The organism is Sphaerisporangium sp. NPDC051017 (genome assembly GCF_040683095.1).
In the GTDB taxonomy this organism is placed as follows: Bacteria; Actinomycetota; Actinomycetes; order Streptosporangiales; family Streptosporangiaceae; genus Sphaerisporangium.
In genome coordinates this window covers 62596-87364 of the sequence record NZ_JBFBCI010000028.1, presented here as the reverse complement: position 1 = coordinate 87364, position 24769 = coordinate 62596, and the positions used below count along the sequence as shown (strand labels likewise).

Annotated in this window: 22 protein-coding genes and 2 pseudogenes; 14 read left to right on the top strand and 10 right to left on the bottom strand. The window is 71.3% G+C overall.

The window, feature by feature from the left end; all coding sequences use genetic code 11:
- Positions 1 to 17: 17 nt before the first annotated feature.
- Together AB0M95_RS22530 and AB0M95_RS22525 are read right to left on the bottom strand one after the other, a co-directional pair.
- Entirely contained in the window at positions 18 to 245 is a 228-nt protein-coding gene (locus AB0M95_RS22530) for a hypothetical protein (protein WP_358512313.1), read from the bottom strand.
- A gap of 302 nt (positions 246 to 547) precedes the next feature.
- Complete coding sequence (locus tag AB0M95_RS22525; protein ID WP_363767763.1) at positions 548 to 1273, bottom strand: MerR family transcriptional regulator; 726 nt, start codon at positions 1271 to 1273, stop codon at positions 548 to 550.
- A gap of 146 nt (positions 1274 to 1419) precedes the next feature.
- Here AB0M95_RS22525 and AB0M95_RS22520 point away from each other — a divergent pair, with 146 nt between their 5' ends.
- Positions 1420 to 2154: a type II CAAX endopeptidase family protein gene (locus tag AB0M95_RS22520; RefSeq protein WP_363767760.1), complete on the top strand. Its 735-nt coding sequence runs from the start codon at positions 1420 to 1422 to the stop codon at positions 2152 to 2154.
- Between the two features lie 132 nt (positions 2155 to 2286).
- On the opposite strand, the gene AB0M95_RS22515 is transcribed toward AB0M95_RS22520, so the two are convergent.
- Positions 2287 to 2901, bottom strand: a complete 615-nt coding sequence (locus AB0M95_RS22515; RefSeq protein WP_363767757.1) for a TetR/AcrR family transcriptional regulator — start codon at positions 2899 to 2901, stop codon at positions 2287 to 2289.
- 81 nt (positions 2902 to 2982) lie between these two features.
- Between AB0M95_RS22515 and AB0M95_RS22510 the strand changes: the two genes are divergently transcribed.
- On the top strand, positions 2983 to 3636 hold the full coding sequence (locus AB0M95_RS22510; protein ID WP_363767754.1) for a hypothetical protein: 654 nt from the start codon (positions 2983 to 2985) through the stop codon (positions 3634 to 3636).
- 23 nt (positions 3637 to 3659) lie between these two features.
- Positions 3660 to 4631 carry a CPBP family intramembrane glutamic endopeptidase gene (locus tag AB0M95_RS22505; protein WP_363767751.1) on the top strand — a complete coding sequence of 324 codons (972 nt, stop codon included), beginning with the start codon at positions 3660 to 3662 and terminating at the stop codon, positions 4629 to 4631.
- Here the strand turns inward: AB0M95_RS22505 and AB0M95_RS22500 are convergent.
- Complete coding sequence (locus AB0M95_RS22500; protein WP_363767748.1) at positions 4581 to 4844, bottom strand: transposase; 264 nt, start codon at positions 4842 to 4844, stop codon at positions 4581 to 4583. The genes AB0M95_RS22505 and AB0M95_RS22500 overlap by 51 nt on opposite strands.
- A 225-nt stretch (positions 4845 to 5069) precedes the next feature.
- Between AB0M95_RS22500 and AB0M95_RS22495 the strand changes: the two genes are divergently transcribed.
- The 4 genes and pseudogenes from AB0M95_RS22495 (at position 5070) to AB0M95_RS22480 (ending at position 7820) form a co-directional block, all read left to right on the top strand.
- On the top strand, positions 5070 to 5834 hold the full coding sequence (locus AB0M95_RS22495; protein WP_363767745.1) for a TetR/AcrR family transcriptional regulator: 765 nt from the start codon (positions 5070 to 5072) through the stop codon (positions 5832 to 5834).
- A pseudogene (locus tag AB0M95_RS22490) lies at positions 5831 to 6064 on the top strand (D-galactonate dehydratase); the annotation flags it as partial. The gene AB0M95_RS22495 and the pseudogene AB0M95_RS22490, both read left to right, overlap by 4 nt.
- Positions 6065 to 6222: 158 nt before the next feature.
- On the top strand, positions 6223 to 6879 hold the full coding sequence (locus AB0M95_RS22485) for a bifunctional 4-hydroxy-2-oxoglutarate aldolase/2-dehydro-3-deoxy-phosphogluconate aldolase (RefSeq protein ID WP_363767742.1): 657 nt from the start codon (positions 6223 to 6225) through the stop codon (positions 6877 to 6879).
- Positions 6876 to 7820 carry a sugar kinase gene (locus AB0M95_RS22480; RefSeq protein WP_363767739.1) on the top strand — a complete coding sequence of 315 codons (945 nt, stop codon included), beginning with the start codon at positions 6876 to 6878 and terminating at the stop codon, positions 7818 to 7820. The genes AB0M95_RS22485 and AB0M95_RS22480 overlap by 4 nt, the downstream gene beginning before the upstream one ends.
- Before the next feature lie 115 nt (positions 7821 to 7935).
- Here the strand turns inward: AB0M95_RS22480 and AB0M95_RS22475 are convergent, their stop codons facing one another.
- A complete protein-coding gene (locus tag AB0M95_RS22475; protein WP_363767736.1) occupies positions 7936 to 8748 on the bottom strand; it encodes an ion transporter in 813 nt (270 codons plus the stop codon).
- A 287-nt stretch (positions 8749 to 9035) separates the two neighbouring features.
- On the opposite strand from AB0M95_RS22475, the pseudogene cobT reads away from it, so the two are divergent.
- A pseudogene (gene cobT, locus AB0M95_RS22470) lies at positions 9036 to 10130 on the top strand (nicotinate-nucleotide--dimethylbenzimidazole phosphoribosyltransferase); the annotation flags it as partial.
- A 19-nt stretch (positions 10131 to 10149) separates the two neighbouring features.
- Here cobT and AB0M95_RS22465 read toward each other — a convergent pair.
- Positions 10150 to 12504 (bottom strand): protein kinase, encoded by a 2355-nt coding sequence (locus tag AB0M95_RS22465; RefSeq protein ID WP_363767733.1) that lies wholly within the window; start codon positions 12502 to 12504, stop codon positions 10150 to 10152.
- A gap of 83 nt (positions 12505 to 12587) precedes the next feature.
- On the bottom strand, positions 12588 to 12716 hold the full coding sequence (locus AB0M95_RS22460) for a hypothetical protein (protein ID WP_363767730.1): 129 nt from the start codon (positions 12714 to 12716) through the stop codon (positions 12588 to 12590).
- Positions 12717 to 12959: 243 nt separating this feature from the next.
- On the opposite strand from AB0M95_RS22460, the gene AB0M95_RS22455 reads away from it, so the two are divergent.
- On the top strand, positions 12960 to 16094 hold the full coding sequence (locus tag AB0M95_RS22455; protein ID WP_363767727.1) for a S8 family serine peptidase: 3135 nt from the start codon (positions 12960 to 12962) through the stop codon (positions 16092 to 16094).
- Between the two features lie 63 nt (positions 16095 to 16157).
- Here the strand turns inward: AB0M95_RS22455 and AB0M95_RS22450 are convergent, their stop codons facing one another.
- The 3 genes from AB0M95_RS22450 to AB0M95_RS22440 all read right to left on the bottom strand — a co-directional run bounded on the left by AB0M95_RS22450 (position 16158) and on the right by AB0M95_RS22440 (position 19993).
- Positions 16158 to 18023, bottom strand: coding sequence for a potassium transporter TrkA (locus AB0M95_RS22450; protein ID WP_363767724.1), 1866 nt, complete (start codon positions 18021 to 18023; stop codon positions 16158 to 16160).
- A 162-nt stretch (positions 18024 to 18185) separates the two neighbouring features.
- Positions 18186 to 19379 (bottom strand): acyltransferase, encoded by a 1194-nt coding sequence (locus tag AB0M95_RS22445; RefSeq protein ID WP_363767721.1) that lies wholly within the window; start codon positions 19377 to 19379, stop codon positions 18186 to 18188.
- A gap of 170 nt (positions 19380 to 19549) precedes the next feature.
- Positions 19550 to 19993, bottom strand: coding sequence for a hypothetical protein (locus tag AB0M95_RS22440; protein ID WP_358512369.1), 444 nt, complete (start codon positions 19991 to 19993; stop codon positions 19550 to 19552).
- 320 nt (positions 19994 to 20313) lie between these two features.
- On the opposite strand from AB0M95_RS22440, the gene AB0M95_RS22435 reads away from it, so the two are divergent.
- The 5 genes from AB0M95_RS22435 to AB0M95_RS22415 all read left to right on the top strand — a co-directional run bounded on the left by AB0M95_RS22435 (position 20314) and on the right by AB0M95_RS22415 (position 24725).
- On the top strand, positions 20314 to 20688 hold the full coding sequence (locus tag AB0M95_RS22435; RefSeq protein WP_363767718.1) for a hypothetical protein: 375 nt from the start codon (positions 20314 to 20316) through the stop codon (positions 20686 to 20688).
- A complete protein-coding gene (locus AB0M95_RS22430) occupies positions 20685 to 21308 on the top strand; it encodes a copper resistance protein CopC (protein ID WP_363767715.1) in 624 nt (207 codons plus the stop codon). The genes AB0M95_RS22435 and AB0M95_RS22430 overlap by 4 nt, the downstream gene beginning before the upstream one ends.
- 468 nt (positions 21309 to 21776) lie before the next feature.
- A complete protein-coding gene (locus tag AB0M95_RS22425) occupies positions 21777 to 22892 on the top strand; it encodes a copper resistance protein CopC (protein ID WP_363767712.1) in 1116 nt (371 codons plus the stop codon).
- A gap of 32 nt (positions 22893 to 22924) precedes the next feature.
- Positions 22925 to 23374: a hypothetical protein gene (locus AB0M95_RS22420; protein WP_363767709.1), complete on the top strand. Its 450-nt coding sequence runs from the start codon at positions 22925 to 22927 to the stop codon at positions 23372 to 23374.
- Positions 23375 to 23384: 10 nt separating this feature from the next.
- A complete protein-coding gene (locus AB0M95_RS22415; protein ID WP_363767707.1) occupies positions 23385 to 24725 on the top strand; it encodes a hypothetical protein in 1341 nt (446 codons plus the stop codon).
- Positions 24726 to 24769: the final 44 nt, after the last annotated feature.

Here is a 24769-nt window from a genome sequence, read left to right as displayed (position 1 = left end):
GGCCGGTGGCAGGCCAGTTATCGGCCCCCTCCGACAACGGGGCGGCCGTACCGGGCTGCGGCGGTCCCCTGCGCCCGTGCTTGGCGCCGGGCGGGTGAACGGACGATGCCGGCGGCGAGGTGCTCCGCCCAGAACGCCATGACGACCGCGTCGCCTCGGTCGGACGAGCGGCCGAGGCGAGCGACGAGGTCTTCCTTGGGCTCGATCTGGATCCGCGGCGGGATGCCCGTCGTCTCTCTCTCCACGTCGGCGCGGTGAGGTCGGCGAGGAGGAGGTCGTCGGGCGGCAGCATGACCTCGGCGCCGAACGCGGGGCTTCGACAAGCCGCCCATCCGCCTCCGCTGACAGTGCCGCACCGTCAGCGGTCCTAGGCGCGCGCACCCGCGGCGGGCATCCGCCCTGTTGCATCGACCTGCGGCTGGTCCTCGTCGAGTCTCGGTTCGGTCAGGGCCCGTCGGCGAGGTCAAGTGCAGATCTGAAGAACGTGTTGTGTTCGTAGGAGCCGCCTTTCAGGATTGCCTGCTGGGCGCTCCCGGTGGCAACTACCTCAGTCGCGCGAACGTGGGGACCGCAGTATGTCGTTGGCGAGCAGCAGGACTCGGAGCTGTACGGGTCGGTAGAGCTGCGCGAACGCGGTATCGATCGCCTCTTGTGCGACGGGCGCTGGGACGCAGGCGTGCGCTGCCGCATCGGCGACGGCGGGGAAGCGTCGCCAGTAGTCACGGATGATAGGTGCCATCCGCTGTGCGAGTCGCTCGATATCAGCGTCCGACGCGTCGTCGGGGATCGCGTCGAGCTCATCGTCGGTGGGATCGCGTTCGGCGACCAGTTGCTTGATGTTGCCGAGCACGTCGGCGTCGAGCATGCCCGAGACCACCGTGATGACGCCGCGATCAGCAGCGCTGAGCGGTTTTACGACCTCCGCGAAGCCCTGAGGGACGTCCCACGGGACACGGTGATGCAGGATGACTGCCAGCTCCGAACGGATGCGCTGCATCCGCTCGATGCCCGACGCCAGTTCCGCGTCCAGTGCACGCACCGAGGCCTCCGGATCGTCGTCGACGTCGTCGGCGGCCGGGATCTGCGAGAGGGGCACGCAGAGATCAACAAGCCGGACGATCTGGATCAGGCGGATGAGGTGCGCGACTTCATAACGCTTGTAGCCATTCGGTTCACGGTCAGGTTCGCTGAGCAGGCCGATTTCGTGGTAGTACCGCACCGCTTTCTCGGTGGTGCCCGCCAGACGCGCGAGCTGACGCGTGCTCCAGGCCATCGGCGCCCTCCTCGATACATCTGCGCGTCCATCCTGACGCAGGGCCTGCTCCTGGGTCTAATCCGCAGGCTCAATTGACTGCGCCCTTGGGGCAGAGGACAGGCTTTCGGTGTCCGCCCTCGACGAGCGAACAGTAAAGAGACACGATGAACGACGACCTCACCCCGAGCCCGGTCGCATCGAGGCCGTACCCAGAGCGCGCCACACCCTCCCGCCCCGGGTGGCCGGAGCTGGGTGTCGCCGCAGCCGCGGCGGTCGTGCTGCTCGTGGGCGGCGCGCTCCTGCTGTTGGTCGCGATGCCGAACGCCGATCCGGTTGCCGCAGGCTTCGGGCAGTACGCGCTCGGCGGCCTCGCGCCGCTCGGTGCCTTCATCGCCGCGGTCCTGCTGCGCATCCGCGATGTCCGAGTGTTCGGATTGCGACGCACCACGCTGTGGTGGATCCTCGCTGCGATCGGGATCGCCGCCGGCTGTGTCGCGCTCACGTACGCGATCTCCGAGCCGCTCGCGCAGCTGTTCCCGGGATCCGAATCCGTCCAGTCGGACTATCGGGCGGCCGGAGGCGCCGGTGTCGTGGCACTCATCGGCGGGATCCTGCTCGGCGGCATCCTCACCCCGCTCGGCGAGGAGCTGCTCTACCGTGGTGTCGTCGCCAATGTGCTGCAGCGCTGGGGCACGGTCGTGAGCGTCCTCGGCAGCGCGGTGATCTTCGCACTCGCCCACGGGATCAACGCGGTGATCGTGAACGCGCTCATCGTCGGCGTCTGCAACGCACTGCTGTTCCGCTACAGTCGATCGATTTGGCCCGGCGTGGTGATGCACGTCGTCTTCAACTCGACCTACGTCGTGATGAACGCGCTCCCCGGCCTCCTCGGGCGCTGAGTCTGCGGGCGATCCCGCGAAAACGACACCCCCTCGATGTCCTCCGCATCCTCCGGAACTCACGGCGGCTCGGAGTTCCGCCTCCGGAGCGCCGATCCGTGAGCGCGCTGAAAGGGCGGTGGATCGGCGGGCTCACCTGGTCTGCGCAGTGCCGAGGACGCAATCGACCGCCAGGTACAGGGTCTCGGTCTCGGACTTCAGGATCGACTCCTCGGCAGGGAGAGCACGCGCGACGGAGAGGCCGTCCAGCACGGTGAGCAGGAGTCTCACGTGCCGTGAATGGTCGTCTCGGGGTAGGGCGCCGTCGTCGGCGAGCACTGCGAGCCAGTGCTCGATACGGCGCCGCCCTTCCCGTGCTATCGCGAGGTACGCGGCGCGCGCATCCTCGGTGGGCTCCGCGGCGAGATAGGTCTGGTACACCTGGCTCCACCCCTCTCGCGCCTGCTGTCCCACGCCGGCCGGGGCGAGTACCTGACGAAGACAGTTCACCAGCCGGTCTCGGGGGGGCAGGGAACGGTCGTGGATCGGGTCGTCCGGGAAGAAGTGGCCGTAGATCCTCGCGAGCACGGTGTCCTGGAGCTCGCGCTGGGTGGGGAAATGGAATCTGAGTGAGCCGGTGCTGACTCCGGCCCGTGCCGCTACGGCCCGGACGCTCAGCGTTGCACCGGCGTCCTCGGCGAGCATCGCCGCCGCGGCGGCGATGACCTTCTCTCGCGAGCTGATGTGATCTTCGTCCTGCGCCACCATTCGATCCTACTAACACGCCGTGCTAGCGTTACGACTAACACACTGTAATAGTGCTGCGAGAGTCGGCGTAGGGAGGGAAACGTGATCGACGGCTGGCGGCGGTGGCGGGCGTCCACGCGCATCAAGGACGGGGATGGGCGGGCATTGCAGCCTTTCCGTTGGTGGCAGCTCCCAGTCCGCGCACTGTTCTGGCTCTCGGTGTCTTCGGGTGGTGATCGCCAGACGGAGTACGCCGTCGACGTCCGGCACGGAGCCAACATGGACAGGGAGAAGGTCAGGGTGCACCTCTACGTGGACGGCGCGCACCGCTTCGAATCCAAGCTCCCGGCGATGTTCCCCGTCGAGGGCGGTGCCATCGAGGTCGCGATGAGCGCCTACGGGATCCGCCGCTGTCACTACGTCACACGTGCGGGTGCGGAGCACCAGCTGACTCCCGATCCGAAGTCCGCCGAGGGGCGCCGCGCCCGCCTCGATGGCGAGCACCCCGCGCTGAGCCGCTCGATCGGTGTGTTCTCGGTGCTGACGCTCGTGGTGGGCGTAGGGCTGAACCTGCTGCAGATCGCCGAACCGCTTTCGCGGATCCCCCCGATCGCGGAGAGGGCCGGGATCTTCGAGTCGCCCGTCCACCTGCCGCTCTGGCTCAACATCGCCCTCGGTCTTGCGGCGGTGCCGGCCAGCGTGGAGCGCTCGCTGCGGCTGCGCTACAACCCCCTGCTGGACAGGGCGGGGAACTGACCACACCACCAATGGAGGAACCCATGACAATGACGACCACGCAGAACTGGCTGCTCAGCCCGGGCGAGGCCAAGAACCCGCCAATGGTCCCGGCCGGCGTCGAGTACCACCGTGTCCTCGCTGGCGACAAGCGCCGGATCGGTCGCGGCATCCTCGCAATCGTGCTCCTTGCGGCGGGTTTCGTCATCTTCCCCACGGTCATCGGTCGTGCTCTCGCGCCCATCGACGTGCAGATGGGCCACACTCCTCCGATCCTGGGCGGCACCGACTACACGCCGCTCTTTCACGCCGGTTCGATGATCTCGCTCGCCCTCCTGGTGCCGTGGAGCATGCTCATCCAGCGATGGCTCTACGGCGTGCCCGGAGCCTCACTGCACTCGGTGACGGCGCGATTCCGGTTCGACCTGTTCGGCAAGGCGCTCCTCGTGTTCGGCCCCGCGTGGCTGGTCGTGAATGTGCTGGGCGCCATCGCGCCGCAGCAGGAGGGGGCGTGGTCGCGGGCCGACCTCATCGCGTTCTTCCTCGCCACGCTCCTGCTGACGCCGCTTCAGGCAGCGGGCGAGGAGTACGGCGTGCGCGGACTGATCTTCCGTGTGATCGGAAGCTGGTTCCGCGGGCCGAAGGCCGGATTGATCGCCGGAATCCTGATCACCAGCGTGCTGTTCACGGCCGCCCACGGCTCGACCGATCCGTACATCATCGCGTGGTACTTCGTGCTCTGGACGGGGCTGGCCATCATCACCTGGCGCACGGGCGGCATCGAGGTCGCGGTCGTGCTCCACGCCATCCTCAACACGTCGTCCCTCATCGTGGCTCCGTACCTGCGAGTGGATCTCGGCGCTGTACTGCAGGACCGCTCGGCCGGTGCGGGCTCACCGTATCTGCTCGTCCCCACGATCGCCGTGATCGTCATCACCGCGATCGTCTGGTGGCGGACGCGGAAGTCAGGGCCGGCTCTCACCCCCGCGACGCCCATCACGGCGGAGACGCGCTGACCCCAGAATGCCAAGTGCGTGCCAATTCCCGAACCGCTCCGGAACCTCACGCCACGGCGCACCGGTTCCATACCGCCAGGCGGTCGCCTCGACCTCCGCGCGACGCTCCACCGGCGGCCGACCCGTCGCATTGGGCATCGGGAACAACGGGCCGATCACAACCCACGCCTCATCCGAGATCTCACTGCGAGCTACCCGACAAGACTCGCCCACGGGTCACCCTCACCACTTCAGCAACACGCCCTAGTAGCTCTGCCGGTTCCGAAACAGGCGCCGGCAACAGAGCGTCGGGCTCCCCTGTATGCCTAACGGACGTAAGGTAGTCAGTAGGGGCACGGCGGAGGCCCGGCCGGAGATATGGGGTGTCGCGTCCTCCACTCCGTTTTCGAGTGCCAACGCAGGCGAGGTGCTCGTGAGGGTCGACGGACGGAGGATGACTTGACTCAGGAGTGGCGGCACGCCTTTGAGGATTTCGAGGGACACCTGCTTAAGCTCGATTGGTCGAACCAGACGCCATCGCGTCGCGGCATCCTCCAGGCGTTCCTCCGGCTCGCCATCGAACACGGCTTCAACTCGGTGTCGATGCGAATGATCGCACGAGAGGTAAAGGTCAAGGCCCCGAGCCTGTACGCGCACTTTCCGGATGGGCGTGACGAGATCGTCGCCGAGTCTCTCCGCTGGCACTTCTACCGCTTCGGCATGGCCATCGTCGAGGAGGTCAAGGAGGTGACCGATCCTCGTGAGGCCTGGCGACGGATGGTACGGGTCCACGTGATCAGACAGCTCACACTCCCTGAGAGCAATCTCTGGGATCTCCTCGTGGCAACGGATCGGATGGCCCGCTTTCTCCCGTCGAGCCTGAGGGAGGAGGCCGACGCCTGGGTCGATCTCTATGAGGCCCTCTATCGTGCCGCCGCCGCGGACATGGGGCACGAATCGCCGGCCCGAGCGGTCAAGTTCGCCATGACGATCCTTGAGGGCGCAAGCCGTTGGGCCGCCTGGGACGGCCGACGTGACTCACTGGACGAGCGTGTCGAGGAAGCCACGACCTGCACTCTTGCATTGCTCTGGCCCGGTCCGGCATCTGGTCGGCAACGCCTACGTCGTGGACGTGCGGCCCGCGCACGACCTGAGCGTGGCGTCGTGGAACCGGCAGCTGGAAGTGAACCTGACAGCCGCCCACCAATTCAGGGAGACATGTGAAGATAACGCGCGTCGAAACCTTTCTGGTCCCGCCACGATGGCTGTTCTGCCGCGTCGAGACCGACGAGGGACACGTCGGCTGGGGCGAACCGGTCGTCGAAGGGCGTGCCGGATCGGTCAGGGCGGCCGTCAACGAGCTCACCGAACTCCTCGTCGGCGCCGACCCGTTGCGCATCGAAGACCACTGGCAGGTCATGACCAAGGGCGGCTTCTACCGCGGTGGGCCCGTGCTCGCCAGCACCGACGGTCGGCTCTCTCGGCCCACAGCCCCTGGCCTGGGCATCCAGATCGACGAGGCCAGAGTGCGTGAGGCCGACCGGAAGGGCCACCACTGGCGCTCCCCGGTATGGCGCTATTCCGACCATTCCTTCGCAGAATGGTGACCGCTGTGCGACCACATCCCACGACCCCCCTGCTCGATCTTCTCCGGTCGCGGCGGCTGCTGGCCATCGTGAGAGGAAGCGATCCCGATGCGGCGCTGCGCGCCATCGAGGTGCTCGCGGAAGAGGGCGTGACCATGATGGAGGTCTCGCTCAGCGGCGCCGACGCCCTGACGGTCGTCCGGAAGGCCGCCGCCGCGCTGGGAACCGGCGCGGGGGGCCCTGGCGTCCACCTCGGAGCCGGTACGGTCCTGACCGCGCGGGACGCCACGGCGGCCAGGGATGCGGGCGCGACGTTCATCGTCACGCCCGGGCTGGGAGCCGGCGTGACCGAGGCGATCCGTCTCGGCCTGCCCGTGCTCGCCGGGGCGCTCACTCCCACCGAGGTCATCGCCGCGGTCGAGCAGGGCGCCGCCGCCGTGAAGCTCTTTCCCGCCTCCGCCGGAGGCGTCCCCTACCTGCGTGCGCTCCGCGACCCGTTCCCCGCCGTGCCGTTCGTGCCGGTCGGCGGGGTCGGCCTCGACAGCGTCCAGGAATATCTGGAAGCCGGTGCCATAGCCGTCGGTCTCGGGTCGCCGCTGCTCGGTGACGCCGCGAACGGCGGCGACCTGAGCGAGTTGCGCCGTCGCGTCAGAACCGCGCTGGACCTGGTCGGCCCGCGGTGAGAGCCGAGATCCTGACCGTCGGCGAGGCGATGGCCACCGTACGCTGCGCCGGCCCGCTCCGCCTCGGCGGCGCATCCCGGATCTCCATCGCCGGCGCGGAGTCCAACGTCGCCATCGCCTTGGCCCGCCTCGGGCATGCGGCACGCTGGGCCGGGGCGGTGGGAGACGACGAACCGGGCGAACTCGTTCGACGCACCCTTCGAGCCGAAGGCGTCCTGACCGACGCGGTCATCCGGCGCGCGGACGCACCGACCGGCCTCCTGCTGCGCGACGTGGCGCCCGGTGGCCGCGCGCGGGTGCACTACTACCGCAGGCGCTCGGCCGGCTCGACCCTCACCTGGGACGACGTCCGCCCCGCCGCCGATCACGGCTTCGGCGGCCTGCACCTGACCGGCATCACGGCGGCGCTGGGACCGGCACCGCTGCAGGCCGTCACCACAGCCGCCGAAAAGGCCGGCGACTCCGGCGCCTGGGTCAGCCTCGACGTCAACCACCGCTCTCTGCTCTGGACCCGGGACGCGGCCGCGCGTGCGCTGCGCCCGCTGCTGCCGAACGTCACCGTGCTGATCGCCTCCGACGACGAACTGGCCATCGTGGCGGACGGCGACGGCGAGCGGGATCGCGTGGACGCCCTCCTGGACGCCGGTGTCCAAGAGGTGGTGATCAAGCGCGGCGCCGCGGGCGCGAGCTACCACGACGCGCGGACGTCGCTGGACGTTCCCGCTGTCGCGGTGCCGGTCGTCGACGTCGTCGGTGCGGGCGATGCGTTCACCGCCGGATACCTGTCCGGACGGCTCGACGGGCTCGACGCGCACGACCGGCTCGAACGAGCGACCCTGCTGGGCGCGGCCTGCGTGGCCTGCGACGGAGATTGGGAAGGTCTCCCCACCCGCGACGAACTGCCCGCCCTCCGCATGCGCGCGGAGGAGACGCTGCGTTAGACGGCCCCGGGCACTGGCTCGCGGCACCTCGGTGACGGCATCGCCGTCCTGGACAAGGACGGGGCGGCCGGCTAGGTGCCGGGTCGCTCGCCGGGTGACCGCGGAGCCCGGGAGGTCACACGGGAGTGCGTGAGCGGGGCTGGTGGCCGTTCCTCTGGGTCAGGAGCTGGTCGAGTTTGGCGTTCACGGAGGCCAGATCCTGCCTGAGGCGCTGGAGCTCGGCCTGGGTCGCCGTCTCGGCGGGGGAGGGCTCGGCCTCGTTCATCGCGTTCACCACCACGGCGATGAACAGGTTCAGGGCCACGAAGGTCGACATCAGGATGTAGACGATGAAGAAGATCCACGCCCAGGGCTTCTGTTCCATCACGGTCTGCGCCGTGCTGCCCCAGTCGTCGCCCGTCATGATCTGGAAAAGGGTGAACAACGACCGGGGCAGCTCGTCGAAGCGCTCGGGCGCGATGTCGCCGAAGAGCTTGGTGGCGATCACCGCCGCGATGTAGATCATCAGGACGAGTAGGCCGATGATCGACGCCATGCCGGGGACGGCGGCCAGCAGCGCGTTCACGACGCGGCGCATGCTCGGGACCACCGACAGCAGGCGCAGGGCGCGCAGGATGCGCAGGGCGCGCAGCACCGAGGTCGGACCGGAGGCCGGGATGAGCGCGATCGTCACGATCAGGGCGTCGAACCAGTTCCACGGGTCCCTGAAGAACGACTTCCGGTACGCGTACAGGCGGGCGGCCAGTTCGAGGACGAAGATGCCGAGCGCGATCCGGTCCACGACGTGCAGGAGGCCGCCGATCCGCGCCGTCAGGTAAACGCTGGTCTCACACCCGATCGTGACGGCGTTGACGACGATGACCAGGATGACCGCCCGCTGCACAAGCTGGGTCTCCAGGACGGAACGAACACGCTCGTGTGGTGACACCGACACCGCTCCCCGTGAGGCACATGATCCACACGATTCTGGATCACCATCGGGGACGGCGAGACCCGCGCGGGCAAATCGGGAAGGGAGATCCCGATCACACCCGGGGGTCCCTGGCACACGTCCGCCGGGTATGCGCGCTGGTCAGCGAAGGGCCGGCCGGCGGAACCGGTGCACGACGAGCGCCGGCGCGGCGACGGCGAACGTGGTGAGGGTCGGCAGGAGGAGGCCGTCGAGTTCCGCCGGCGTCCGCGTGGGCCCGCGGGGTGGCAGGCTTGGTGGACCACCCCGAGGAGGAGCCTGTGAGCACGCTAGAGGAAACGATCGCCGCCATCCGGCCGCTCGACGAGTCCGCGATGGCCGAGGCCCGCGCCCGGCAGGACCGCATGACCAAGCCGCGCGGCTCGCTCGGCGTCCTGGAGGACGTCTCGGTGAAGCTCGCCGGGCTCGCGGGCGCGTGCCCGCCCGAGCCGCCCGAGCCCGCCGCGGTCGCGGTCTTCGCCGCCGACCACGGCGTGCACGCCCAGGGAGTGACGCCGTGGCCGCAGGAGGTCACGGCGCAGATGGTGTACAACTTCCTGGCCGGCGGCGCGGTCGTCAACGCGTTCGCCGCGCGGGTCGGCGCACGGGTGACGGTCGTGGACATCGGCGTGGCCGCCGACCTCGAGGCCGTGCCGGGGCTGCTGCCGTACAAGGTCGCGCCCGGCACCGCGGACATGACGCGGGGCCCGGCGATGACCTCCGAGCAGGCCCGCCAGGCCGTCGAGACGGGCATCAGGGTCGCCGGGGAGCTCGCCGCGTCCGGCGCCCGCTGCCTGGTCGCCGGTGACATGGGCATCGCCAACACCACCGCCTCGGCCGCGCTGATCTCGGTGTTCACCGGGCTGGGCCCGGAGGAGGTCACCGGGCGCGGCACCGGCATCGACGACGCGACGCTGGCGCACAAGGTGGACGTGATCGGCCGCGCGCTGGCCCTGCACCGGCCCGATCCGGCCGACCCGCTCGGCGTGCTGGCCGCGGTCGGCGGGTTCGAGCACGGCGCGATCGCCGGCTTCATCCTCGGCGCCGCGGCGGCGCGGCTGCCGGTCGTCCTGGACGGGGTGATCGTCGGCGCGTCGGCGCTGGTCGCGGCCGCGCTGGCGCCGGACTCGATCGCGGGATGCCTGGCCGGGCACCGGTCCCAGGAGCCCGGGCACACCGCCACGCTGCGGCACCTCGGGCTGCGCCCGCTGATCGACCTCGACCTGCGACTCGGCGAGGGCACCGGCGCGGTCCTGGCGCTGCCGCTCGTCCAGAGCGCCGCGCGGGCGCTGCGCGACGTGGCCACCTTCGACTCGGCCGGCGTGACCGACAAGGACGTGCTGGAAACCGAACAGTCCTGACGGCGCTGGTGAGCGTTCGTCAGGAGGCCGGTAGTGGCGGGGCGAGGCTCCAGACTCGGATGGTCTCGTCGCGGCTGCCGCTGACGGCGACCGGGAGGCCGTCCACGCGGGCCGTCACGACCGTCCACACGCGGTCGCGGTGCCCGGTGAGCGGCTTGCCGAGGGGTTTGCCCGCGCGCAGGTCCCAGACGCGGACGGTGTTGTCGTCGCCGCCGGTGACGGCGATCGGCACGCCGTCCACCTCGTCGAAGGCGACCGCCCACACCGGCCCCTCGTGCCCGGTGAGCGGGTCGCCGCGCGGCTCCATCTTGTCGAGGTCCCACACGCGCACGGTCTTGTCCATGCTCCCGGTGACGGCGACGGCCGTGCCGTCCAGCCGGCCGAACGTGACCGCCCGGACCGAGTCGCCGTGCCCGGTGAGCGGCTTGCCGATTTCAGCGCCCCGGGACAGGTCCCAGACGCGGACGGTCTTGTCGTCGCCGACCGTGACGGCCACCGGCTTGGAGTCCACTTCGCCGTACGCGATCGACCAGATCGTCCCGGTGTGGCCCCGCAAGGCCGGGCGGACCTCCTTGCCCGTGGCCAGATCCCAGACGCGGACGGTGAGGTCGGCCCCGCCGCTGATCGCGATGGGCCGGTTGTCCAGCCGTCCGACGGCGACCGCCTTGACATCGCCGGTGTGCCCGAGGAACGGCGAGCCGACCGCCTTCCTGGTGGTCAGGTCCCAGACGCGGACGGTGTCGTCGTCGCTGCCGGTGACCGCGACCGGCGCGCCGTCCAGGTCGGTGAACGCGACCGCCCGGACCCATCCGGTGTGCTGGGTGTAGGGGGCGCCGATCTGCCCGCCGTCGGCGAGGCCGAAGACGCGTACGGTCTTGTCGTCGCCGCCGGAGATCGCGACGGGGGCGCCGTTCAGCGTGCCGACGGCGATCGAGCGGATGTCGTTGCTGTGCTCGGTGATCTCTTTGTACAGGGGAGCGCCGAAGAGGGGGGTCTGTGCGGGGCCGGTCGCGGGGGCGCTCGTCGCGGGCCCGGTCGTCGCGGGTGACCGGCCGGACGGGGTCACCGTGGACTCGGCGGCAGGGCCACTGGCGTTGTCTCGTTCCCGTAAGAGGGAGGGCAGGGTCAGGGCCGCCGCCCCGAGCACGGCCAGGCCCGCCCCGGCGGACAGCAGCGCCCGGCGCGGGATCGGGCCACGGCGCTCCGGCGTCCCGGGCTGGGTCGCGGGCTCCGGCGCGGGACCCGGCGAGGGATGCGTGACCGGCCCCGGGGAGGGACGTGTGACCGGCGCCGGGCCCTGGGGCCGTTCCGCGCCCGGCTGGGTGCCGTAGGACGGTTCCGTGACCGGTACGGTGCCGTGGGGCGGTTCCGCGGCCGGTCGGGTGCCCTGGGGCGATTCCATGCCGGCGCGAGCACCGGGGGAGGGGTCCGTGACCGGTTCCGTGCCCCAGCCACCCGCCGCCGATCCCGCCGGCGGCATGGGCAGGGTGGGCGCCGGCCACGGCGGGGACACCGGGGACTCCGGGGACTCCGGGGATGCAGAGGAGGACGCAGGGGAGGGCGCGGGGCTCTCGCCGGTCAGGACGCGCAGCACCTCGGCGCTGGCCGGGCGCTGGTCCGGGTTCTTGGCCAGGCACGCCGCGAGCAGCGACCTGAGCATCGGTGGCACGCCCGAAAGGTCCGGCTCCTGGGACAGGATCGCGTTCACGACGGCCGGGACCGTCTCGCCCGGGAACGCGCGGTGGCCCGTCGCCGCGTAGACCATCGTGCACGCCCAGCTGAACACGTCCGCGCTCTGCCCGGCCGTGTGCTCGTGGGTGAACTGCTCGGGCGCCATGTACGGCGGGGTGCCGATCGAGCCGGTGCGGGTCACGCTGGTGTCCAGGGCTCGCGAGATGCCGAAGTCGATCACCACCGGGCCCTCGGGGCCGAGGATGATGTTGCTCGGTTTGAAGTCGCGGTGGACGATGCCCGCGCGGTGGATCGCGGCGAGCGCGCTCATCGTCGAGACCGCGAGCCGCTCCAGGCCGCTGCCCGCGCGGGGCCCGGCCGTCCGGACGAGCTGCTCCAGCGAGGTGCCGGGGACGTACTCACTGACGATGTACGGGCGGTCGCCCTGGATGCCCATGTCGAGCACCTTCGCCGTGCAGAACGGGGCCACGCGGCGCGCGACGTCGACCTCGCGCATGAAGCGCCTGTGCGCGTCGGCGTCGTCGGACATCCAGGCGTGCAGCACTTTGACGGCGACGTCGTCGCCCGACGGGGACCGGCCGAGGTAGACGTTGCCCTGCCCGCCGCCGCCGAGGCGGCGGATCAGCCGGTAACCGCCGATCTGCGAGGGTTCGTCCGGACCGGGAAGGTGAGCATCGGACACCGCCCACCCCTTTATATGGACCCGATGAATCGCAGCGAGATCAGAGGTGCCCAATGATACGGTCCGGGGGCATCCGGGCGGAATCACGCGCCGAAGAACGTGACGTCCATGTGTTCCAGTGTGCCGGAGTCGGCGACCACGTCGATGGCGGAGACCCTGCCGCAGGAAGCGCGGCGCGCCGCGCAGCCGTCCGCCTGGGGCCCAGGCCGCACCGACGGCGCCGGGTCACCGCGCGGGCCGTGCGGCGACCCGGCCGTCTCGGGACGCGCCCGGGGCCGGCGCGCCCGGATTGACCGCAGTGTCCGGCTAAGCGACCGGAATTGACCGTCGGTGTCCGGCAACTCCGACACTTACTGACCTTGTGCCCTATTTGTTATCAAAGTGGCGCCGAACGGCTTCGTCGGTGACGCGACGCTCTGATCACGTATGTCCCACCACCCCCTATGAGGTGATCAGTGAAGAGGCGCCTGCTCTTCGGCGCGATACTCGCATCAGCGAGCGTCGCCGTCCCGTCGGCGGTGATCCCGTCCACGGCGAACGCGGAACCCGCCCGCCCACCCGCCTTCCAGCACCTGCCCGGCGCGTACAGCTACACCGGCTTCAAGCCCGCCGTCCTGGACACCGCCCGCTCCCTCAAGGTGCTCATCCAGGTCACCGGCACGCCGGTCGGCGACGCGGCGGCCAACGCCGAGGACGCGGGCACGTCCGTCGACAAGCCGGCCCTGCGATCCGCGCTGCGCGACGAGCGGCAGAGCGTCGAGCAGAAGGTGAAGGACGAGGGCGGGAAGGTCCTCGCGACCTACACCGACAGCTTCAACGGCATCGCCGCCACGATCCCGGCGCGCAGCCTGGCCGCCATCGAGGAGACCCCCAAGGTCGTCTCGGTGCACCCGGTGCGGACCTTCAGCCGTGACAACGCCTCCGGCGTGCCCTACATCGGCGCCCCGCAGGTGTGGCAGGACCTCGGCAAGACCGGCGAGGGCGTCAAGGTCGCCGTCATCGACACCGGCGTGGACTACACCCACGCGAACTTCGGCGGCTCGGGCGACCCGGCCGACTTCGAGCGCAACGACGGCACGGTCCTCGAGCCGGGCACCTTCCCGACGGCGAAGGTGATCGGCGGGTACGACTTCGTCGGCGACGACTACGACTCCAACGTTCCGACCTCGGTGCCGAAGCCCGACCCCGACCCGCTGGACTGCAACGGCCACGGCTCCCACGTGGCGGGCAGCGCGGCCGGCTTCGGCGTGGACGCGAGCGGCAAGACCTACGCCGGCCCGTACGACTCCACCACGCACACCAAGTCCTTCAAGGTCGGGCCGGGCGTGGCGCCGAAGGCGTCGATCCTGGCCTACCGCGTGTTCGGCTGCGAGGGCTCGGCGAGCGAGGACGTCATCGTCTCCGCCATGGAGCGGGCGCTCAAGGACGGCGCGAACGTCGTCAACATGTCGCTCGGCTCGCCCTTCGGACGCACCGACGAGCCCAGCGCGCAGGCCGTGCGGACGCTGACCCGCGCGGGCGTGACCGTGGTCGCCTCGGCGGGCAACTCCGGGCCGAACGCCTACATCACGGGCGCCCCGGCCGTCGCCCCGACCGCCATCTCGGTGGCCGCCCTGGACGCCGCCCGCGCCACGCTGCCCGCGGCGAAGATCTCGGCGAACGGCGCGGAGCTCATCGCGCAGAACTCCAACGAGGCGGCCCTGCCCTCCGGGGCGCCGCCGATCGCGGTGCTGCGTACGAGCTACCCGTCCGGGCCGGTGTCGCTGGGCTGTGACCTGGCCGACTACACCGCCTACCCGGGCGGCGTCACGGGCAGGCTCGTGGTCACGCTGCGCGGCGTGTGCGCCCGGGTGAAGCGCGCGGTCCTCGGGCAGAAGGCCGGCGCCGCCGCGGTCGCGATGATCAATACCGACTCGGCGTTCCCGCCGATCGAGGGCGCGATCACCTCCGACCCCGACACCGGCGAGCAGTACACGGTCACCATCCCGTTCCTCGGCATCCGGAGCACCGACGGCGCGGCGGCCACCGCGCTGGACGGCAAGAGCGCCGCGCTGACCGGGACGGCAGTCCCGAACCCCGGCTACGCCAAGCTCGCCTCGTTCTCCTCCGGCGGTCCCGGCAACGGCGCGAGCGCGCTGAAGCCCGACGTGACCGCGCCCGGCGTGTCCGTCGTCTCGACGGGCGTCGGCACCGGTTCGGGCCCGGCGACCATCTCCGGCACCTCGATGGCCTCCCCGATGACCGCCGGTGTCGCCGCGCTCGTGAAGCAGGCGCACCCGCGCTGGAGGCCCGCCCAGATCAAGGCCGCCATCGTCAGCACCGCCGACGCGTCCACCAAGATCGCCGGCTACACGGCCAGGGTCGCCGGCTCCGGCGTGGTCGCCGCCCGCCGGGCGGTCGCCGCGACCGTCCTCGGCGAGACCGGGCACGGCGGGGGCAACCTGTCGTTCGGGCTCCAGTCCCTGACCGGCGCGTACCGGCAGACCGAGACGTTCACCATCCACAACACCGGTAAGACGCCGGTCACCTACGACCTGGCCGCCGCGTTCACCGGCCAGTCGTACGGCGCGCAGGTCGCGGTCTCCCCGGCGTCTGTCACCGTGGGCCGCGAGAGCAGCCGCGACGTGCGGGTCACGCTGTCGCTCACCGCGCAGGCCGTGGCCGCGCTGCCCGCCGCCGAGACGTCCAACTTCGGGTCGGTCGTCCACATCCAGGGCGCGGTCACCGCGACGCCGCGCACGGCCGCCGAGGGCGTGTACCCGCTGCGGGCCGCGTTCCTGCTCGTCCCGGACGCCCAGTCCGAGGTGACCGCCTCCCAGCCGTCCAAGTACACCGTGACCGGTGGCGCGGCGACGACGTCCGTCCAGGTGCGGAACAAGGGGGCGCACCCCGGCGCCGCCGACGTCTACGCCTGGGGCATCACCGACTCCGGCGACGTGCGCGGGGCCGAGGACTCGATGGACGTCCGCGCGGCGGGCGTGCAGGCGCTGCCCGGTTCGGTGCTCGGCGGCGCCGACACCGACCGGACGCTGATCTTCGCGGTCAACACCTCCGGCCGCTGGTCCAACGCCTCGGCCAACGAGTTCGACATCCCGCTCGACACCACCGGGGACGGGACGGCCGACTACGTGCTGGTCGGCGCGGACTACGGCCTGGTGACCGCGGGCTCCTCCGACGGCCGCTTCGCCACGTTCGTCTTCAAGGCCGACGGGTCGCTGGTGGACACGTGGGTCGCCACGGCCCCGATGAACGGCGGCGCGCTGCTGATGCCGGTCCTCGCCTCCCAGGTGGGGCTGGCCGAGGGCGCCTCCCGCTTCACCTACTCGGTCAGCGCCTTCTCCAAGGTGCCCGAGGGGCTGGTGGACGACACCGAGTCGGCGGCGTTCGACGCCTTCGCCCCGCCCGTCTCGACGGGGGCGTACGTGCCGCTGGAGCCGGGCGCGTCCAGCACACTCCAGCTCACCGCCGACCCGGCGCGGCTGGCGTCCACTCCGGTGAAGGGCTGGCTCATCGTCAGCCTGGACGACCGCAGCGGTGCTCCGGAGGCGGACAAGGCCCCGCTGGGGAGGGTGCCCGGCGCCAAGCCGTGATCCCTTCCTGACGCCCTGAACCGAGGGCCCTGGCGTTGCCGCGGCGCGCCGGGGCCCTTCTGCTTACCCCTCGGCGAGGACGATCACGTTGTCGTCCGCGCCCAGGGACAGGGGTTCGGTCCGCGGCGGGTTGAGGACGACGCCGTACGACGGGGCCTGGTCGCTGTCGTACTTGGTGCGGTAGCCGATGGCGGTCTGACCGCGCCGCCGGGCCGCCTCGATCACGGTCGCGAAGTCCGCGCTCGCCCCCGGGGTGAGGTAGTCGGAGGCGGGCCTGAGGTATATCTCGGAGCCCACCGGATCGAAGAGCTGCCCGAACACGCCCTGGAGGTGGCGGTTCTCGGCGAGCTGGGTGAGCAGCAGGCTGATCAGCTTGGTGCTGACGATGAAGTCGTCGGCCTTGGTGACCTGGAAGACCTCGCGGTTGTCGTCGTCGTTGATCTCGGTGACGATCGAGTACGGGTCGCCGAGCTTCACCTCGATGTCGCGCAGGTGCAGCAGCGTCAGCAGCGTGCGGTCGTCGGCCTGCCCGGACCCCGCGCCGTCGTCCGCCAGCACGATGATGTGCTTGTACCCGCCGAGGTCCAGCGACTCCAGGGACGTCCTGCGGGTGGGCTCGCAGTGCTTGTACCCGACGGTCAGGTTGTGGCGGGCGGTGGCGAGGACCTCCTCGGGCCGGCGCGACGCGGCGATGTCCACCACCGAGCCCGGCTCGACCAGCCGGTCCAGCAGGTCGAGGATCTTCGTCGCGCGGGTGTTCCAGCCGATCAGCAGCGTGCAGTCGGGCATCGGCCGCTGGTCAGGGGCCGAGACGATCGCCGTCTCGTCCACCGGGGGAGGGGAGTCGGCCAGCCGGATCAGCAGGTCGTCCTCGGCCAGCACGATCAAGCTGTCGCGGGCGCCGATCGAGGTCTCCATCGGCGGGTTGACGACCACCGTGCCGTCGCTCCTGTGCAGCCCGACCGGGACGCCGCGCGCGTACGAGTGCAGCGCCTGCCCGTACGTCGAGCCGACCAGCGCGGGCTCGGGGCGGATGTAGAACTCGTTCCCGGCGAAGTCCAGCAGGTCGGTGCAGACCGTGGACAGCCCGGCCTGCCGGTGCGACTGGACGACCAGACGCACCGCGATGTCGTCGGCGTCCACGACCAGGGCGGACTCGCCGCCCGCGGTCCGGGCCGCGGCGAGGTTCTCGGAGTTCTGCACGGCCGTCACCACGTGCGGGCGGGCGCCGCGCCAGACGCGGTTGTTGAGCAGCAGCAACGCTTTGATGACCTCGATGTCGGCGTCCGGGCTCGGGGGCGGGAGCACCAGGATCGCCTTGGCGGTGTCCGGGCTCACCAGCTCCAGGTCGGCCCGCTTCAGAGGGCTGCCCGACCGGCAGATGACCCGCGTACGGCCGGTCTCGCCCAGCCGTGAGCGGATCTCATCGTCCATGTCCGCCTTGTCGCGGTCGGCCAGGACGACCACGCAGGAGCGCCGCTGCCCGTGGTTGGCCTTGACCAGCTCCTCGACGACGGTGAAGATCTGTTCCGACCAGCCGAGGACGACCGTGTGCCCGCTCTCGATGAGCCGCGAGCGGCCCTTGCGGAGCTGGGCGATGCGGTTCTCCAGGCCGGCGGTCAGCACACCGATGAGCGAGCTGACGATGAAGATGCCGCCGATGGTCGCGGCGAGCATGAGCCCCAGGAACAGCGGCCGCCCGGTGTCGCCGGCCACGGTGCCGGGGTCGATGGCCCGCATCAGGCTCATCCACGTGACCTCGCCCCAGCTCAGCTCGTCCTCTTTGTTGGTGAGGGCGATGACCAGCGAGGTGATCACCAGGATGAGCGCGACGGAGGCCAGGGCCAGCCATCCGATGAGCGCGGGCGTCCCGCGGTCCATCGTGCCGTCGAACCAGTACCGCAGACGATCCCGCCATCGCACCCGCACAGCCGCCGCTCCCCGCTCCCGTAGCCGTCGCACCCTCGGTGCCGTGCCAGAGGTGCGTGGTCATCACGATCATTGAACCAGTACTGGCGCGTGCGTACGTTCCGTACCGGTGATCCGGCATTGCGGGGCGCACGGGCGGCGCCTCCGGGCTGCGCGTGAGCGTCACTTGCCGACGAGCGAGCCGGCGGACGGCGCGGCGGGGGCGCGCTGCGCGGACAGGCGGCGTCCGAGGTTCTGCATGGGCTTCTCGATGAACCGGTACGTCACCCAGCTCGCCGCGAGGATCAGCGCCACGAACGTCACGGCCACCGGGATCTGCACCGACAGCGGCGACCAGCGCAGATCGCCGGTGATCTTCGTGCCGAGCTTCAGCAGCGGATGGTGCACCAGGTAGAGCGAGTAGCTGATCAGCCCGAGCCAGAGCAGGGCGCGCGGCAGGCGGCGCCGCCGCAGAGCCATCGCGCCCGCGAACGTCACCCCCGCCATCGCCACCGTGGTCAGCCACACCCGCGGCTGAACCCACCACCAGCCCGCCTGGATCGCCCATATCGGGGAGACCGCCACGAGCCCGGCCGTGACCGCCACCGGCCAGAGCCCTCCCGTGCCCTGCTCCCACCGGTGGATCGCCGTCCCGGTGAACATCACCGCGAGGATGGCCGCGCCGAACCACGGCGTCCTGCTGCTCGACAGCAGCAGCGCGACCGCCATGAACCCGAGCGCGCACGCGGCCGTCGTACGGAATCGGTTCGCGACCACGCAGGCCAAGCCGACGAGGAACACCGCGCACGACACCAGGGCCGGCCACACGCCGGTCAGCGGGGCCGCGGCCAGCAGCAGCCCCTCGGCGACCGCGGCGACGCCGAACGCCACCGCCGGCACGCCGCTGCGCCGGTGCGTCCCCGTCGTGAACAGCGCGGTGACCAGCAGGTAGAACACCATCTCGTACGACAGCGTCCACATCGTGTCCGCGACCCCGCCGACCCCGACCACGTCGAGCAGCATCGTCGCGTGCGCGGCCACCCCGGACGCGTCGCGCGGCACGGTCTTGCGGACCCCGAGCCACGGGCTCATGGCCAGGGCCAGGCCGATCACCGCCAGGTAGAGCGGGTAGAGGCGGAACCCCCGGCCGATCCAGAACGCCCGCACATCGCCGCGCCGCTCCAGTGACGTGGGGATGATGTAGCCGCTGACCAGGAAGAACACCAGCACGCCGTACAGGCCGAGGTTGAACCAGTACGGGCGCAGGGAGGGCACGACCCAGGGCAGCAGGTGCTCGGCCAGCACCGCGACGGCGCCGACGCCGCGCAGCGCGTCCAGCCATGCCAGCCGGGCGGGCATGGTGGTGGCGCCGTCCATGCCCGCTACCGTAGCAACTTCAGGGGAGTGCGTTCAGGCGAGCGCGGGTTCGCCGACGAGGGCGACGCGGACGTCCGCCGGGTCCGCGCCTCCGAGCGGCGCCGCGAACACCGCCGACCCCTCGCGGGTCGCGTACACCACGAACCGCAGGCCGTCATGTCCGCCTCCTCCTAGGCCGAGATCTCGCACGGTCGCAGGCCCGACGACAGGCTCGCGATCTGGCTGTAGGCGGCTGGGGTCAGGTCGATGAGCCGGTTGCTCGCGCAGGTCGCGCCGCAGCAGCTGCGCTCGCCGCAGAACAGGTCGGTCTGCGGGCCGCAGTCGGCGATGGTGGTGACGACGCTGGCGCCGCCGCACAGCGCCGTCGTGCGGTGGGCGAAACCGCAGGTCCGGCGCGAGAGGGTGACGCCGCAGCTGTCCGGGCGCGTGATCGCCCAGCAGGCGTCGGAGGTGTTGGGCCAGGCGTGCTGAAGGCTGCCCGAGTTGCAGGTGCCGCAGGCGCCCTTGCCCACGGTGCCGCACGGCCCCCAGGCCGCGCCGCAGCAGAACCAGGAGACTTCGCCCTGGACGGGTCCGAGTAGATCGACGGGATCGGTGGGTCGGCTGCGCGCCATGCGCGTCCTCCTAGGGTGAGCTCTTACGGTCCCCCGGTTTGGTGGTGCAGCCATTGCGGAAATTTCCTGACCTGTCCCATAGATAACATGTAATAAATCTTCGTCAATGCCCCTCTTGTCGGCTTTCTCCGGAGGCCCTCGCGGGGCTTCTCTCACCCATGCGACCCGCCTTGGTGAGAATCCGGCGGTATCCCGGCGCCGCGCCGATGAGCAGGAACGCCGCCGTTCCGGCGTTCACCGTGCGGCGCTTGGACGGGGGCCGGGCGGGCGTCATAGCGCTTGGCCGAGGGACAGAGAGGTATGAGACGATTCGTCGCGTCATGCACGCCACCCTGCCGTTCAGGCTCGCGCGGTCGGCGGTCTTCACCGTCGTCTGCCTGGGGCTTGCCGCCGGGGCACACCGGTTCGCGGGCGGTACGGGCCCGGCGCCGTGGGTGCTGCCGTCCGGGGCGCCGGCCGTCATGACCGTGACCACGCTCCTCGCCCGCCGCGAACGCCCGCCCGCCGCCGTGGTCGCATGGCTGCTCACCGCCCAACTCCTCCTGCACTGGTGGTTCGACACATCCGGCACCTCCGCCTCCCGGGTACCGTCGGCCGCGTTCCCACCGCCGTCTGCCGTCCCGCCGCCACTCGCAGGACCCGGCACGCGGCTCGCGCGCGGCCTCCGTGACCCCCGCCTGGAGTTCCTTCCGTGAAACCGTCCTTCGTACGAGCGCTGCTGGTGCTCTGCCTTTCCTCGACTTTTCTCGGGCTCGCCGCCCCCGTCGCGCTGGCGCACGACAGCCTGAAACGCAGTTCCCCGGCCAAGGACGCCGTCGTCACCAGCCTCGACCAGATCGAGCTGGAGTTCAGCGCGCGCGTCAGCTTCCCCGCGGTCGTGCTCCACGACGCCGCCGGCCGCCGTTTCGAGTCCGGTCCGCCGACCGCCGAAGGCCCGAAGGTCATCGAGAAGGTCGCCGGGCCGCTTCCGTCCGGGAGTTATGTCATCGCGTGGCGGGTCGTGTCCTCCGACGGGCACCCGGTGGAGGGGGAGATCCCGTTCACGGTGAACGCGCCGGGCGTCACGGCCCCGGCCCCCGCCGCCCCGTCCAGCTCCGAGCAGGGAGCGACCGCGCCCGGGGCCACCGCGCCCTCCTCCGGCGAGGCCGCGTCGGGCGGAGGTTTCCCGGTATGGATCTGGGCGGCGCTGGCACTCCTCATGGTCGTCATCGTCGCGATGCTTCTGCGCGGTCGCGGATCGGCGAAGCCTGGGCCCGTACGGACGGAAACCGCGTCCGATCCCACGCGGACGCAGACCCCACCGGACGGCGACTGACCACGCGGACACAGGCTCCGCCGGATGGCGAGTGACCGCGTGGACGCTGGCCCCGGCGGACGCGAGTGTGACGGCCCGGCGGCGGCCCTCCGACGGCGAGTGACGGCCGGGCGGCCGGCCTTCCGACCGGTGAGTGACCGACCGTCGGCCGGTTCCCCGATGGGCGGCCGGGCTCCCGGCGGGATGGTGGCCGCCCGGGCGCGCCCTTGACGGTCATGCGGGCGCGTGGCCACAATGTGGCGCGATGACCATTGCGTATGCCGGTCGGCACCTGGCGGCGCGATGGCTCGTCACTCCCGATTTGTGGCTCTCGAATTAGACGTGTTCGGCGCACGTGTCCGGTACTTGAAAGGATCGGCCCTGCGTTCGTTCTCGCGTTCCCGTCCCCGCGTCCTGCCGTTCCGGCTCCGGCGTGAGATCTCGCCCGTCGTCTTTCTAGGTAGCGCGGCGCGGATGAGCGGAGTACCGGTGGAAGAAAAGCAGTGGGAGACGTCGTCGTCCGCCGACCGGCGTTTTCGGGGTATTTCAGGTCTTTTTCCCGCCCTGCCCGCCCGGTTCACCCGGTTCACCCGGTTCACCGGGTTCACCTTCAGGGCCGCCCGTCCGGCGCGTGCCTGGGCGGCGACGGCGCGGTGGACGGCCCGTGTGGTCATGCTCGCCCTGGTCGGTGGGCTCGCCCTGACCGCCGTGACCCCGCCCGCCTCGGCCCACGGCCAGCTCGCGATGTCGAACCCGGCCAACGACGGCACGATCTCGTCGCCCATCGAGGCCGTCGAGCTGTACTTCACCGAGGCGCCGATCTCGTACGCGTACTTCACGGTCAAGGCGCCGAGCGGCGTCCGCGTCGACAAGCCGTGGGCGCAGGGCCCGCCCAAGCGCCTCGACGAGCCGGTCCGCGAGTACCACCTGATCAACGGCACGTGGGAGCCGAAGCTCTACCACGAGGGTTTCCCGGCGAAGCTCCCCGTGGCGTACTGGCCCGACAAGGGCGTGTACGTCGCGACGTACCGGACGATCGCCTCAGACGGGGAGGAGGTGCGCGGAGAGGTCAAGTTCACCTACAACGGCAAGACCACCGAAGCCCCCAAGGGATGGCGGACCCCCACCAACTCGCCCGACCCTGCCTTCGAGGCCGCCGCCGGCCGCACCAGCGCGCCGCAGGTGGGCGAGACCCCGAGCGACATGCCGTCCCCCGTGGCGGCGGCGGGCCCGACCCCGCAGACCTCGTGCACGCCGAGGACCATGCCCGAGACCGGCTGCACGCCCGGCGACGCGTCCCAGGCTCCGTCCGCCGAGGCCGCCTCGTCGGCCGCCTCGTCGCAGGACGGCGGCGTGGACCTGCTGGTGTGGCTGCTGCCCGCGCTCCTCGTCGTCGGAGTGGGTGTCATGGTGGTACGCGCCGCCCGGCGGCCGGCTCCCGGCGGCGCCACGGCCCGCGGCGGCCAGAACCGGAAAGACACCCGCGGCGGTCAGAACCGGAAGAACCCGAGCGGTGGTCAGAACCGCAAGAACACGCCTCCCTCGGCTCGGCGCGGGCCCGCCGCCCGCCCCGCGCCGAAGGCCAAGTCCGCCAAGCGGCGCTGACCCCCGCGTCCCGCATGTTCAGGAGCACCACAGTGAGATCCCCCCTCCGCCTTCCCATGCGCGCCGCCGCCCTCGGTGTGCCCCCGCGGACCCCGGCCGCCCGCCGTCCGTCCGCCGGTCTCGTGCGCCGGCTGGTCCTCGTCCCGCTGCTCGGCCTCGCCGTGCTGACGGGCGTCGCGGCCTGCGGCTCCTCGGGCGCCGCCACCCCGGCTCCCACGGGCGTCAAGGAGATCACCGTCACCATCGCCGCGCGCAAGGTGACGCCGCCGCCGGGGCGCGTCGACGTGACCAAGGGACAGACGGTGCGGATCACGGTGACCAGCGACGTGGCCGACTTCGCGCACGTCCATGGCTACGACAAGGGGACGGACCTCAAACCCGGGACCCCCGCGACGATCGAGTTCGTCGCCGACCAGAGCGGGCTGTTCGAGGCGGAGACGCACGAGCAGGAGCTGCAGCTCTTCCAACTCCTCGTCCGATAGGTCCGCGGAGGTGTTCCCGGAGCAGGCCGCCCAGACGTTCCTGGCGCACGGCATCGGAGGCCGTCAGGACCTGCCGATCCCGTTCTCGGCTGCGATGGCCGGGGCGATCGTCGCGCTGCTGGCGTCGTTCGCGGCGCTCGGCACGCTGTGGACCGAGCCCCGGCTCGGGGGCGACCTGCGGTACGCGCGCCCGGTGTCCGCGCTGGTCCAGGGCGTGGTGTCCGGCCCGGCCTGGCGGTGGTTCTGGCGGGTCGCGGGGCTGCTCGCCGCCGCGTACTTCTGCCTGGGCCTGCTCTTCGGCCCCGACCGGGTCGCCAACCCGACGGCGGGCGTCGTCTACGTCCTGTTCTGGGTGGGCCTGGTCCCGCTGTCACTGCTGTTCGGCCCGGTCTGGCGGACGCTGAACCCGCTGCGCACCCTGCACCGGCTCGCGTGCGCCGCCCTTGGACGAGACCATCGCCAGGGACTGCGTCCGCTCCCGGAACGGCTCGGGTACTGGCCCGCCGTGGCCGGGCTGTTCGCGTTCGTGTGGCTGGAACTCGTCGCCCCCGAGCGTGCCACGCTGCCCGTCATCGGCGCGTGGCTCGCCGTGTACGCCGTGGCCATGCTCGCGGGCGCGGTGGTGTTCGGGTCCGGGTGGTTCGACAAGGGGGACGCGTTCGAGGTCCACAGCGCCCTCATCGGCAGGCTCGCCCCTGTGGGCAGGCGTCCCGACGGCGCTCTGACCTGGCGTAACTCACTGGATGGCATGGCCGGGCTGGAGCCGGCGCGCGGGCTGGCGACGCTCGTCGTGGTGCTGCTCGGCTCCACCATGTACGACAGCCTCTCGAACGCCCCGTTCTGGGTGCGTTTCGTGCAGGAGAGCCCGCTACCGCCGGTTGTGACCGGGACGGCGGGGCTCGTCGCCGTCATCGGCCTGGTACTCGCGGCGTACCTGGGAGCGACCGCACTGGCGAGCCGCTGGGGAGGTGTGGAGCGCGGGACGATGGCGGGGGAGCTGGCCCACTCGATCGTGCCGATCGCCGTCGGGTATCTGATCGCCCACTACTTCACGCTGCTGCTGCTCGAAGGTCAGCGGACCCTCGCCCTGCTGTCCGACCCGCTGGTCATCGGGACGAACTGGTTCGGCACGGCCGGGTGGGAGGTCAGCGCCGTGGGCACCAGCCCGGCCGGGATCGCCATGCTCCAGGTGACGGTGATCGTCGTCGGCCACGTGATCGGCACCGTCCTCGCCCACGACCGCGCCCTCGCCCTGTTCCCCCGCCGCACCGCGGTGATGGGCCAGATCCCGCTACTCGTCCTGATGGTGACCTACACGGTAGGCGGCCTACTCCTCCTGTTCGCCGCCTGACCTGCCGCTATCGGGTTCGTCCGCAGTGCTCCGGCCTTCACTTC

What these genes read in the sequence shown, in the direction of transcription:
- AB0M95_RS22525 (WP_363767763.1), bottom strand. Translation starts at nt 1,273, where the DNA reads ATGGCCTGGAGCACGCGTCAGCTCGCGCGTCTGGCGGGCACCACCGAG.
- AB0M95_RS22520 (WP_363767760.1), top strand. Translation starts at nt 1,420, where the DNA reads ATGAACGACGACCTCACCCCGAGCCCGGTCGCATCGAGGCCGTACCCA.
- AB0M95_RS22515 (WP_363767757.1), bottom strand. Translation starts at nt 2,901, where the DNA reads ATGGTGGCGCAGGACGAAGATCACATCAGCTCGCGAGAGAAGGTCATC.
- AB0M95_RS22505 (WP_363767751.1), top strand. Translation starts at nt 3,660, where the DNA reads ATGACAATGACGACCACGCAGAACTGGCTGCTCAGCCCGGGCGAGGCC.
- AB0M95_RS22445 (WP_363767721.1), bottom strand. Translation starts at nt 19,379, where the DNA reads ATGGACGGCGCCACCACCATGCCCGCCCGGCTGGCATGGCTGGACGCG.
- AB0M95_RS22440 (WP_358512369.1), bottom strand. Translation starts at nt 19,993, where the DNA reads ATGGCGCGCAGCCGACCCACCGATCCCGTCGATCTACTCGGACCCGTC.
- AB0M95_RS22435 (WP_363767718.1), top strand. Translation starts at nt 20,314, where the DNA reads ATGCACGCCACCCTGCCGTTCAGGCTCGCGCGGTCGGCGGTCTTCACC.